The organism is Staphylococcus lloydii (genome assembly GCF_015775975.1).
GTDB lineage: Bacteria > Bacillota > Bacilli > Staphylococcales > Staphylococcaceae > Staphylococcus > Staphylococcus lloydii.
This window is the reverse complement of sequence record NZ_CP064056.1, coordinates 2,251,443-2,264,012: the sequence shown is the minus strand read 5'-3', so window position 1 is coordinate 2,264,012 and position 12,570 is coordinate 2,251,443. Positions and strand designations below refer to the sequence as shown.

The following is a 12,570-nucleotide window of genomic DNA, read 5'->3' as shown; positions in this document are numbered from 1 at the left end:
TATTAAATTAACGGAGGAATATTAAAATGGCTAATCAAGAACAAATCATTGAAGCAATTAAAGAAATGTCAGTATTAGAATTAAACGACTTAGTAAAAGCAATTGAAGAAGAATTTGGTGTAACTGCAGCGGCTCCAGTAGCAGCTGGCGGTGCTGCAGGTGGCGCTGACGCTGCTGCAGAACAAACTGAATTTAACGTTGAGTTAACTTCAGCTGGTTCATCTAAAATCAAAGTTGTTAAAGCTGTTAAAGAAGCAACTGGCTTAGGCTTAAAAGATGCTAAAGAATTAGTAGACGGAGCTCCAAGCGTAGTTAAAGAAGGTTTATCTAAAGAAGATGCTGAAGCACTTAAATCTCAATTAGAAGAAGTTGGCGCTTCAGTAGAATTAAAATAATTCTAGCCTTAATACTCAAAAATAATTTTATATTGCAGTAACAAGGATGTTTCACTATTTAAGTATACACCTTGCAGTCTAAGATTTTGAGAAGTGAAAACCCCGTTATACATATAACGGGGTTTTATCTTTTTTGTATAAATATAGTTATTTCTAAGAGTCAAGCGACGTAAGATATTATATAATTCATGTAACAATGAATAATTAAGAGGTGAAGTCATGAGTCATTATTATGATGAAAATCCTGAAATTGAAAGTGATGAAATAACATTTACATACTCCTATGATCAACACAACTTAAAATTAACTACCGATAGTGGTGTGTTTTCCAAAGGGAAGATCGATTTTGGTTCGGATTTATTAATCAGAACTTTTTTAAAGTCTAACCCTCCAGGCCTTAGAAAGAAAATAGTCGATGTAGGGTGTGGTTACGGTCCGATTGGTTTAATGATTGCTAAGTGTGCGCCACATCACGAAATTACTATGGTAGATGTTAATGAACGTGCGTTAGCTTTAGCTAAAAAGAACAAAAAAATTAATAATATTGATAATGCAGAAATATTAAAAAGCGATGGTTTAACGCAAACAGTCGATAACAATTATGATGCAATTGTCACTAATCCACCAATTAGAGCTGGGAAACAAGTAGTGGCTGGAATATTAGAAGATGCTTATAGCAAATTAAAAGCTGATGGATCGCTGTATGTTGTTATTCAAAAGAAGCAAGGTATGCCATCTGCAAAGAAAAAAATGGAAGAAACATTTAGTAACGTTGAAGTCATTGACAAAAGTAAAGGATATTACATTTTGAAAAGTGTGAAGGTTGATTTCGAAATGTAATTCTGATATAGTTATAGAATGTAAAAATTTATGTTCAATAAGTGTGTACTTTTATCAATCATACAACAATGCAAATTGTAAATATAGTAAATCGAAAATGGTGTCATAAGGAGTGCTACCGTTTTCTTTTTGTCTTATTATATTGAGTTATTTGTTGAAAGTAAACACACAATTTTTGAGGGGTGAATCTGTTTGGCAGGTCAATTTGTCCAATATGGAAGACATCGTAAACGTAGAAACTACGCTAGAATTTCAGAGGTATTAGAATTACCGAACTTAATCGAAATCCAAACTAAATCATATGAATGGTTTTTAGAAGAAGGATTACTAGAAATGTTCCGCGACATTTCACCAATTGAAGATTTCACTGGAAATCTATCATTAGAGTTTGTTGATTATAGACTTGGTGAACCGAAATACGATTTAGAAGAATCAAAAAACCGTGATACAACTTATGCGGCACCACTACGCGTCAAAGTTCGTTTAATCATTAAAGAAACTGGCGAAGTGAAAGAACAAGAAGTATTTATGGGTGATTTCCCATTAATGACAGACACAGGTACTTTCGTAATTAATGGTGCTGAACGTGTTATCGTATCTCAATTAGTTCGTTCACCATCCGTTTATTTCAATGAAAAATTAGATAAAAATGGTCGTACAAACTATGATGCAACAATTATTCCAAACCGTGGTGCATGGTTAGAATATGAAACAGATGCAAAAGACGTTGTGTACGTGCGTATTGACAGAACAAGAAAATTACCTTTAACAGTTCTTTTAAGAGCGTTAGGTTTCTCAACAGACCAAGAAATCATTGATTTACTTGGCGATAATGAATATTTACGTAACACACTAGAAAAAGATGGTACAGAAAATACCGATCAAGCTTTATTAGAAATTTATGAACGTTTACGTCCTGGCGAGCCGCCTACAGTAGAAAATGCGAAAAGCTTATTATACTCTCGTTTCTTCGATCCGAAACGTTATGATTTAGCAAGTGTAGGTCGTTATAAAGCAAACAAAAAATTACATTTAAAACATCGTTTATTCAATCAAAAATTAGCTGAACCAATCGTTAATGCTGAGACTGGTGAAATAGTAGCTGAAGAAGGCACTGTTTTAGACCGTCGTAAAATTGATGAAATCATGGATGTTTTAGAATCTAATGCAAACAGCGAAGTTTATGAATTAGAAGGCACTGTAATTGATGAACCTGTTGAAATCCAATCTATTAAAGTTTATGTTCCTAACGATGAAGAAGGACGTAAAACGACAGTAATTGGTAATGCATTCCCTGATTCAGAGGTTAAATGTATAACACCAGCAGACATCATTGCTTCAATGTCTTACTTCTTTAATTTATTAAGTGGCATTGGTTTCACTGATGATATTGACCATTTAGGTAACCGTCGTCTACGTTCAGTAGGTGAATTGTTACAAAACCAATTCCGTATTGGTTTATCAAGAATGGAACGTGTTGTAAGAGAAAGAATGTCTATTCAAGACACTGACTCAATCACACCACAACAATTAATCAATATTCGTCCTGTTATTGCTTCTATTAAAGAATTCTTTGGAAGCTCTCAATTATCACAATTCATGGACCAAGCTAACCCATTAGCTGAGTTGACGCATAAACGTCGTCTATCTGCGCTTGGACCTGGTGGTTTAACTCGTGAACGTGCTCAAATGGAAGTACGTGACGTTCACTATTCACACTATGGTCGTATGTGTCCAATCGAAACGCCAGAGGGTCCAAACATTGGACTTATCAACTCATTATCAAGTTATGCACGTGTTAATGAATTTGGCTTTATCGAAACACCATACCGTAAAGTTGACTTAGAGACTAACTCAATCACAGAACAAATTGACTATTTAACAGCTGATGAAGAAGATAGCTATGTGGTAGCACAAGCGAACTCTAAATTAGATGAAAATGGTCGTTTCTTAGACGATGAAGTAGTTTGTCGTTTCCGTGGTAACAACACTGTGATGGCGAAAGAAAAAATGGACTACATGGACGTATCACCAAAACAAGTAGTTTCAGCTGCGACAGCATGTATTCCTTTCTTAGAAAACGATGACTCTAACCGTGCCTTAATGGGTGCGAACATGCAACGTCAAGCAGTACCATTGATGAACCCTGAATCACCATTCGTTGGTACTGGTATGGAACACGTTGCCGCTCGTGACTCTGGTGCTGCAATTATCGCTAAGCACAAAGGTCGCGTTGAGCACGTTGAATCTAATGAAATTTTAGTACGTCGCTTAATTGAAGAAGACGGCAAAGAATACGAAGGCGAATTAGATCGCTATCCATTATCTAAATTCAAACGTTCTAACACTGGTACTTGTTACAACCAAAGACCAATCGTTGCAGCAGGTAATGTTGTAACTAAAGGCGAAATCTTAGCAGATGGACCTTCTATGGAACTAGGCGAAATGGCATTAGGTCGTAATGTCGTTGTTGGTTTCATGACTTGGGACGGTTATAACTATGAAGATGCTGTAATTATGAGTGAACGCCTTGTTAAAGATGACGTATATACTTCTATTCATATTGAAGAATACGAATCTGAAGCGCGTGACACTAAATTAGGGCCTGAAGAAATCACAAGAGATATTCCTAATGTTTCTGATAGTGCATTGAAAAACTTAGATGATCGAGGCATTGTTTACGTTGGAGCTGAAGTTAATGATGGTGACATCTTAGTAGGTAAAGTAACGCCTAAAGGTGTAACTGAATTGACTGCTGAAGAACGTCTATTACACGCAATCTTTGGTGAAAAAGCAAGAGAAGTTCGTGATACTTCATTACGTGTACCTCATGGTGCAGGCGGTATCGTACTTGATGTTAAAGTATTTAACCGTGAAGAAGGAGACGATACTTTATCTCCAGGCGTAAACCAATTAGTACGTGTATATATTGTTCAAAAACGTAAAATTCATGTTGGTGACAAAATGTGTGGTCGTCACGGTAACAAAGGTGTAATTTCTAAAATAGTTCCTGAAGAGGACATGCCTTATTTACCGGACGGTACGCCAATTGACATCATGTTAAACCCATTAGGTGTACCATCACGTATGAACATCGGACAAGTACTTGAACTACACTTAGGTATGGCTGCTAAAAATCTAGGCATTCATGTTGCATCACCAGTATTTGATGGTGCTAACGATGAAGATGTTTGGTCTACGATTGAAGAAGCAGGCATGGCTAGAGATGGTAAAACTGTACTTTATGATGGTCGTACTGGTGAACCATTCGACAACCGTATTTCAGTTGGTGTAATGTACATGCTTAAACTTGCTCACATGGTTGATGACAAGTTACATGCGCGTTCAACTGGACCATATTCACTTGTAACGCAACAACCACTTGGCGGTAAAGCTCAATTTGGTGGACAACGTTTCGGTGAAATGGAAGTATGGGCACTTGAAGCTTACGGTGCTGCTTATACGTTACAAGAAATCTTAACTTATAAATCTGACGATACAGTTGGTCGTGTTAAAACTTACGAATCAATCGTTAAAGGTGAAAATATCACTAAACCAAGTGTTCCTGAATCATTCCGCGTATTGATGAAAGAATTACAAAGTTTAGGATTAGACGTTAAGATTATGGATGAACATGATAATGAAATTGACATGCATGATAACGAAGATGAAGATGCTGCAGAGCGCAAAGTTGATTTACAACAGAAAGATGCGCCAGAATCTCAAAAAGAAATCACTGACTAATTGCATTTAAGTTTTAATAGCGATGCAATTGAGCAATGAGGCAATCCATTAATAGTACTTATCTTAAATAGCGCTATTTAATGGTTGCCTTTATCTCACTTGCACACTATTGATCGATATAAGCTAATCAATCAATTTGCACAGTAATCTAAATTGAAGGAGGTAGGCTCCTTGATTGATGTAAATAATTTCCATTATATGAAAATAGGACTTGCTTCACCTGAAAAAATCCGTTCATGGTCATTTGGGGAAGTTAAAAAGCCAGAAACAATTAACTATCGTACGTTAAAACCAGAAAAAGATGGTCTTTTCTGTGAAAGAATATTTGGACCTACTAAAGACTGGGAATGTAGTTGTGGTAAATACAAGCGTGTCCGTTATAAAGGCATGGTTTGTGACAGATGTGGTGTTGAAGTAACTAAATCTAAAGTACGTCGTGAAAGAATGGGTCATATTGAACTAGCTGCACCTGTTTCTCACATTTGGTACTTTAAAGGTATTCCAAGTCGTATGGGACTATTATTAGATATGTCTCCTAGAGCTTTAGAAGAAGTAATTTACTTCGCATCTTATGTACTTGTTGATCCAGGTCCAACTGGATTAGAGAAGAAAACTTTATTATCTGAAGCTGAATTCAGAGAATACTATGATAAATTCCCTGGGCAATTTAATGCCAAAATGGGTGCCGAAGGTATTAAAGAATTATTAGAAGAAATCGACTTAGACGAAGAGCTTAAACAATTGCGTGATGAATTAGAGTCAGCAACTGGCCAAAGACTAACTCGTGCAATTAAACGATTAGAAGTAGTTGAGTCATTCAGACATTCTGGTAATAATCCAGCTTGGATGATTTTAGATGTACTTCCAATTATCCCACCTGAAATCAGACCAATGGTTCAATTAGATGGTGGACGTTTTGCTACAAGTGATTTAAACGATTTATATCGTCGTGTTATTAACCGTAATAATCGTTTAAAACGTTTATTAGATTTAGGTGCACCTGGTATCATCGTTCAAAACGAAAAACGTATGTTACAAGAAGCTGTAGACGCATTAATCGATAATGGTCGTCGTGGTCGTCCAGTAACTGGACCAGGAAACCGTCCTCTAAAATCACTTTCTCATATGTTGAAAGGTAAACAAGGTCGTTTCCGTCAAAACTTACTTGGTAAACGTGTTGACTATTCAGGTCGTTCGGTTATTGCAGTAGGCCCAAGCTTGAAAATGTACCAATGTGGTCTACCAAAAGAAATGGCGTTAGAACTATTCAAACCATTTATCATGAAAGAACTTGTACAGCGTGAGATTGCTACGAACATCAAAAATGCGAAGAGTAAAATCGAACGTATGGACGATGAAGTATGGGATGTATTAGAAGACGTTATCGTTGAACATCCAGTATTACTTAACCGTGCGCCAACGCTTCACAGATTAGGTATTCAAGCATTTGAACCTACACTTGTTGAAGGTCGTGCAATCCGTTTACACCCACTTGTTACTACAGCTTATAACGCTGACTTTGATGGTGACCAAATGGCTGTTCACGTACCTTTATCAAAAGAAGCTCAAGCTGAAGCACGTATGTTAATGTTAGCAGCACAAAATATCTTAAACCCTAAAGATGGTAAACCAGTTGTTACGCCATCACAGGATATGGTATTAGGTAACTACTACTTAACATTAGAGCGTAAAGATGCTGTAAATACTGGTACTATTTATAATGATACAAACGAAGTGTTAAAAGCATACGCAAATGGCTATGTTCACCTACACACTCGTATTGGTGTACATGCACGTTCATTTAACAACCCAACATTTACAGAAGAACAAAATAACAAAATTTTAACTACTTCTGTTGGTAAAGTAATATTCAATGAAATCATTCCAGATTCATTTGCATATATTAATGAACCAAGCCAAGCAAACTTAGAAGATAAAACACCTGATAAATATTTCGTATCTGCAACTGAGCTAGGCGAAGGCGGATTAGCGGAATACTTTGAAGATAAAGACCTTATCGAACCATTCAACAAAAAATTCTTAGGTAATGTCATTGCAGAAGTGTTCAATCGCTTCAGCATCACTGACACATCTATGATGCTTGATAGAATGAAAGATTTAGGTTTCAAATTCTCTTCTAAAGCTGGTATCACTGTTGGTGTATCTGACATCGTTGTATTACCAGATAAGAAAGATATCTTAGATGAACACGATGAATTAGTTGAAAGAGTAACTAAACAATTTAACCGTGGTTTAATTACTGAAGATGAGCGTTATAACAGAGTCGTTGAAATTTGGACTGACGCAAAAGACCAAATTCAAGGCGAGTTAATGCAATCATTAGAAAAAACTAACCCAATCTTCATGATGAGTGACTCTGGTGCCCGTGGTAACGCATCTAACTTTACACAGTTAGCTGGTATGCGTGGACTTATGGCTGCGCCTTCTGGTAAGATCATTGAATTACCAATCACATCATCATTCCGTGAAGGTTTAACAGTATTAGAGTACTTCATCTCTACTCACGGTGCGCGTAAAGGTCTTGCCGATACAGCACTTAAAACTGCCGATTCAGGTTACCTTACTCGTCGTCTTGTTGATGTTGCACAAGATGTTATCGTACGTGAAGAAGATTGTGGAACTGACCGTGGTTTACTTGTTTCAGATATCCGAGAAGGTACTGAAATGATCGAACCATTTATCGAACGTATCGAAGGACGTTACTCTAAAGAAACAATTCGTCATCCAGAAACAGACGAAATTATTATTCGTCCAGATGAACTTATCACACCAGATATAGCTAAACAAATTACTGATGTAGGTATCGAGCAAATGTACATCCGTTCAGCATTTACATGTAACACTAGACATGGTGTATGTGAAAAATGTTACGGTAAAAACCTTGCTACAGGTGAAAAAGTTGAAGTTGGTGAAGCTGTTGGTACAATTGCTGCCCAATCAATCGGTGAACCTGGTACACAGCTTACAATGCGTACATTCCATACCGGTGGTGTAGCAGGAAGCGATATCACTCAAGGTCTTCCTCGTATCCAAGAGATTTTTGAAGCGCGTAATCCTAAAGGACAAGCGGTTATAACAGAAATCGAAGGTGTCGTAGAAGATATTAAATTAGCTAAAGACCGTCAACAAGAAATTGTGATTAAAGGTAGTAATGAAGTTAGATCATATCTTGCTTCAGGTACTTCAAGACTTAAAGTAGAAATTGGCCAAAGCGTAGAACGTGGCGAAGTATTAACTGAAGGTTCAATCGAACCTAAGAGTTACTTATCAGTTGCCGGCTTAAATGCTACTGAAAGTTACCTATTAAAAGAAGTACAAAAAGTTTACCGTATGCAAGGTGTTGAAATCGATGATAAACACGTTGAAGTTATGGTAAGACAAATGTTACGTAAAGTACGTATCATTGAAGCAGGTGACACTAAACTATTACCTGGTTCATTAGTAGATATTCACAACTTTACTGACGCTAACCGTGAAGCGTTTAAAGAACGTAAACGTCCAGCGACAGCTAAACCAGTATTATTAGGTATTACGAAAGCTTCTCTTGAAACTGAAAGCTTCTTATCAGCAGCTTCATTCCAAGAAACTACGCGTGTACTTACTGATGCTGCAATTAAAGGTAAACGTGATAACTTACTAGGCCTTAAAGAAAATGTAATCATCGGTAAACTTATTCCTGCTGGTACTGGTATGAGACGTTACAGAGACGTTGAATACGATAAAGCAGCACCAGAACAAGAGGTAGAAGAATCGATCGAATTTACTGAATCATAAGGTCAAATAAACAGTGGCCGAAAGCTATTTCGGTCACTTGTTTTTTTGATTTTATAGCTTAATTTAAAGTTGACTATGTATAATATCGATGTTATTATTATTAAGGTTGATGCAAGCAGAACTTTGGAGGATATTTAATGTCTAATGAAAAAGTTGCACGCTTTAACAAACAACACTATGTTATTGGTCTTAAACAGACGCTCAAAGCGTTACGTAAAGATCAAGTGACATCATTGATTATTGCTCAAGACGTAGAAGTTTATTTACTTACCCGCGTGTTAAGCCAAATCAATCTACAAGCAATGCCTATTACTTTTTTTAGTAGCAAAAAAGCACTTGGAGAGTATGTAGGTATTAATGTTAATGCTGCTATTGTGGCATTATTGAAATGAGATTAGTAAGAATTTTTCTTACTAAATTTTATTTACTCTGAAAATGAACCACCTGGATGTGTGGGATTAAAATTCAAGAGAGGAGGACATTCACATGCCAACTATTAACCAATTGGTACGTAAGCCAAGACAAAGCAAAAGCAAACAATCAGATTCACCAGCTTTAAATAGAGGTTTCAACAGTAAAAAGAAAAAATTTACTGATTTAAACTCTCCACAAAAACGTGGTGTTTGTACACGTGTCGGCACTATGACACCTAAAAAACCTAACTCAGCTTTACGTAAATATGCTCGTGTTCGTTTATCAAACAACATCGAAATTAACGCGTATATCCCTGGTATAGGTCATAACTTACAAGAACACAGTGTTGTACTTGTACGTGGTGGTCGTGTAAAAGACTTACCTGGTGTGCGTTATCACATCGTACGTGGTGCGCTTGATACTTCAGGTGTTGATGGACGTAGACAAGGTCGTTCATTATACGGTACTAAAAAACCTAAAAACTAATTTTAAAATTAACTTAGCTTTATAAATATCATTATTATATAGGAAGGGAGGACTTACATTATGCCTCGTAAAGGATCAGTCCCAAAAAGAGACGTATTACCAGATCCAATTCATAACTCAAAATTAGTTACGAAATTGATTAACAAAATCATGTTAGATGGTAAACGTGGAACAGCTCAAGGAATTCTTTATTCTGCATTCGAACTAGTACAAGAACGTAGTGGTAGAGATGCATTAGAAGTATTCGAAGAAGCTATCGAAAATATTATGCCAGTTTTAGAAGTTAAAGCTCGTCGTGTTGGTGGTTCAAACTATCAAGTACCTGTAGAAGTACGTCCAGAACGTCGTACTACTTTAGGTTTACGTTGGTTAGTTAACTACGCTCGTCTTCGTGGTGAAAAAACTATGGAAGAGCGTTTAGCTAACGAAATCTTAGATGCAGCTAACAATTCAGGTGGCGCAGTTAAGAAACGTGAAGACACTCACAAAATGGCTGAAGCAAACAAAGCATTTGCTCACTATCGTTGGTAAGATGGTAGTTTTTACCCTGAGTACTTTTCGAGTTGATAGTTTACTATCTAAGGTTCGTACTTAGGGCATTGCCGTATTTATAGTATTTATTCACAGTAATACTGGAAGGAGAAAAATACATGGCTAGAGATTTTACTTTAGAAAAAACTCGTAATATCGGTATCATGGCTCATATCGACGCTGGTAAAACAACTACGACTGAACGTATTCTTTACTATACTGGCCGAATCCACAAAATTGGTGAAACTCACGAAGGTGCTTCACAAATGGACTGGATGGAGCAAGAGCAAGACCGCGGTATCACAATTACATCAGCAGCTACAACTGCACAATGGAATGACCACCGTGTAAACATTATCGACACTCCTGGACACGTAGACTTCACTGTTGAAGTTGAACGTTCATTACGTGTACTTGATGGTGCTGTAACTGTACTTGACGCTCAATCAGGTGTTGAACCTCAAACTGAAACAGTTTGGCGTCAGGCAACAACATACGGTGTACCTCGTATTGTATTTGTTAACAAAATGGATAAATTAGGTGCTAACTTTGATTATTCAGTAAGTACTATTCACGATCGTTTACAAGCTAACGCTCAACCAATCCAATTACCAATTGGTGCGGAAGATGAGTTCGAAGCTATCATCGATCTTGTTGAAATGAAATGTTTCAAATATAACAACGACTTAGGAACTGAGATTGAAGAAATCGAAATTCCTGCAGACCATCAAGACAGAGCTGAAGAAGCGCGTGCTAACCTAATTGAAGCCGTTGCTGAAACAAACGATGAATTGATGGAAAAATATCTTGGAGATGAAGAAATCTCTGTAGATGAATTGAAAGCTGCTATCCGTCAAGCAACTACTGACGTAGAATTCTACCCAGTACTTGTTGGTACAGCATTCAAAAACAAAGGTGTTCAATTAATGCTTAACGCTGTAATTGACTACCTACCATCACCTTTAGACGTAAAACCAATTGTTGGTCACCGTGCTGAAAACCCAGACGAAGAAGTTATTGCAAAACCAGATGACAGTGCAGAATTTGCTGCATTAGCATTCAAGGTTATGACTGACCCTTATGTTGGTAAATTAACATTCTTCCGTGTTTACTCAGGTACATTAACATCTGGTTCATACGTTAAAAACTCTACTAAAAACAAACGTGAACGTGTAGGTCGTTTATTACAAATGCACGCTAACTCACGTCAAGAGTTAAACACTGTATACTCTGGAGATATCGCAGCTGCGGTAGGTCTTAAAGATACAGGTACTGGTGATACTTTATGTGGTGAGAAAAATGACATTATCTTGGAATCAATGGTATTCCCAGAGCCTGTTATCCACTTATCAGTTGAACCAAAATCTAAAGCTGACCAAGATAAAATGACTCAAGCTTTAGTTAAATTGCAAGAAGAAGACCCAACATTCCATGCACATACAGATGAAGAAACTGGACAAGTTATCATCGGTGGTATGGGTGAGCTTCACTTAGACATCTTAGTTGACCGTATGAAAAAAGAATTTAACGTTGAATGTAACGTAGGTGCGCCAATGGTTTCTTACCGTGAAACATTTAAGCAATCTGCTCAAGTTCAAGGTAAATTCGCGCGTCAATCAGGTGGTCGTGGACAATACGGTGACGTTCAAATCGAATTCACTCCAAACGAAACTGGCGGCGGATTTGAATTTGAAAATGCTATCGTTGGTGGTGTAGTTCCTCGTGAATACATTCCATCAGTTGAAGCTGGTCTTAAAGACGCAATGGAAAACGGTGTATTAGCTGGTTATCCATTAATCGATGTTAAAGCTAAATTATTTGATGGTTCATACCATGATGTCGATTCATCAGAAATGGCCTTCAAAATTGCTGCATCATTAGCACTTAAAGAAGCTGCTAAAAAATGTGATCCAGTTATCTTAGAACCTATTACAAAAGTTACAATCGAAATGCCTGAAGAATACATGGGCGATATCATGGGTGACGTAACAGCTCGTCGTGGACGTGTTGATGGTATGGAACCTCGTGGTAATGCACAAGTTGTTAATGCTTATGTACCACTTTCAGAAATGTTCGGTTATGCAACTTCATTACGTTCTAACACTCAAGGTCGCGGTACTTACACTATGTACTTTGACCACTATGCAGAAGTTCCTAAATCTATTTCTGATGAAATCATCAAGAAAAACAGTGGTAACAAAGCTGACTAATTAAACTTGTATTGATTGACTAAAGTCGATAAAATACACTAAGAGTTTATTTTAACTTAGCAATTGTTATAATTGATTTTTTGAACTAAATGCATTATAAAGGAACTATGTTCCTTTATGTAAATTGCAAACCATCTTCTCATGATGGTGAGAAA

8 protein-coding genes are annotated in these 12,570 nt (G+C 36.9%); all 8 read left to right on the top strand.

Features of this window, described 5'->3' with window-relative positions:
* The first annotated feature begins 26 nt into the window (after window positions 1-26).
* Window positions 27-395: a 50S ribosomal protein L7/L12 gene (rplL, locus tag ISP08_RS11155; RefSeq protein ID WP_048792362.1), complete on the top strand. Its 369-nt coding sequence runs from the start codon at window positions 27-29 to the stop codon at window positions 393-395.
* Between the two features lie 219 nt (window positions 396-614).
* A complete protein-coding gene (locus ISP08_RS11150; RefSeq protein ID WP_195718674.1) occupies window positions 615-1,235 on the top strand; it encodes a class I SAM-dependent methyltransferase in 621 nt (206 codons plus the stop codon).
* Window positions 1,236-1,427: 192 nt separating this feature from the next.
* Window positions 1,428-4,979, top strand: a complete 3,552-nt coding sequence (gene rpoB, locus ISP08_RS11145; protein ID WP_048792364.1) for a DNA-directed RNA polymerase subunit beta — start codon at window positions 1,428-1,430, stop codon at window positions 4,977-4,979.
* Window positions 4,980-5,177: 198 nt separating this feature from the next.
* A complete protein-coding gene (rpoC, locus tag ISP08_RS11140; RefSeq protein ID WP_161800950.1) occupies window positions 5,178-8,774 on the top strand; it encodes a DNA-directed RNA polymerase subunit beta' in 3,597 nt (1,198 codons plus the stop codon).
* 137 nt (window positions 8,775-8,911) lie between these two features.
* Window positions 8,912-9,166 carry a ribosomal L7Ae/L30e/S12e/Gadd45 family protein gene (locus ISP08_RS11135; RefSeq protein WP_048792366.1) on the top strand — a complete coding sequence of 85 codons (255 nt, stop codon included), beginning with the start codon at window positions 8,912-8,914 and terminating at the stop codon, window positions 9,164-9,166.
* A gap of 94 nt (window positions 9,167-9,260) precedes the next feature.
* The gene (gene rpsL / locus ISP08_RS11130; RefSeq protein WP_048792367.1) at window positions 9,261-9,674 is read left to right on the top strand and encodes a 30S ribosomal protein S12; all 414 of its coding nucleotides are present in this window, start codon (window positions 9,261-9,263) and stop codon (window positions 9,672-9,674) included.
* A 60-nt stretch (window positions 9,675-9,734) separates the two neighbouring features.
* Window positions 9,735-10,205: a 30S ribosomal protein S7 gene (rpsG, locus tag ISP08_RS11125; protein WP_048792368.1), complete on the top strand. Its 471-nt coding sequence runs from the start codon at window positions 9,735-9,737 to the stop codon at window positions 10,203-10,205.
* Between the two features lie 119 nt (window positions 10,206-10,324).
* Entirely contained in the window at window positions 10,325-12,415 is a 2,091-nt protein-coding gene (gene fusA, locus ISP08_RS11120; RefSeq protein WP_048792369.1) for an elongation factor G, read from the top strand.
* Window positions 12,416-12,570: the final 155 nt, after the last annotated feature.

What these genes read in the sequence shown, in the direction of transcription:
- fusA (WP_048792369.1), top strand. Translation starts at nt 10,325, where the DNA reads ATGGCTAGAGATTTTACTTTAGAAAAAACTCGTAATATCGGTATCATG.
- rpsG (WP_048792368.1), top strand. Translation starts at nt 9,735, where the DNA reads ATGCCTCGTAAAGGATCAGTCCCAAAAAGAGACGTATTACCAGATCCA.
- rplL (WP_048792362.1), top strand. Translation starts at nt 27, where the DNA reads ATGGCTAATCAAGAACAAATCATTGAAGCAATTAAAGAAATGTCAGTA.
- ISP08_RS11135 (WP_048792366.1), top strand. Translation starts at nt 8,912, where the DNA reads ATGTCTAATGAAAAAGTTGCACGCTTTAACAAACAACACTATGTTATT.
- rpsL (WP_048792367.1), top strand. Translation starts at nt 9,261, where the DNA reads ATGCCAACTATTAACCAATTGGTACGTAAGCCAAGACAAAGCAAAAGC.
- ISP08_RS11150 (WP_195718674.1), top strand. Translation starts at nt 615, where the DNA reads ATGAGTCATTATTATGATGAAAATCCTGAAATTGAAAGTGATGAAATA.
- rpoC (WP_161800950.1), top strand. Translation starts at nt 5,178, where the DNA reads ATGAAAATAGGACTTGCTTCACCTGAAAAAATCCGTTCATGGTCATTT.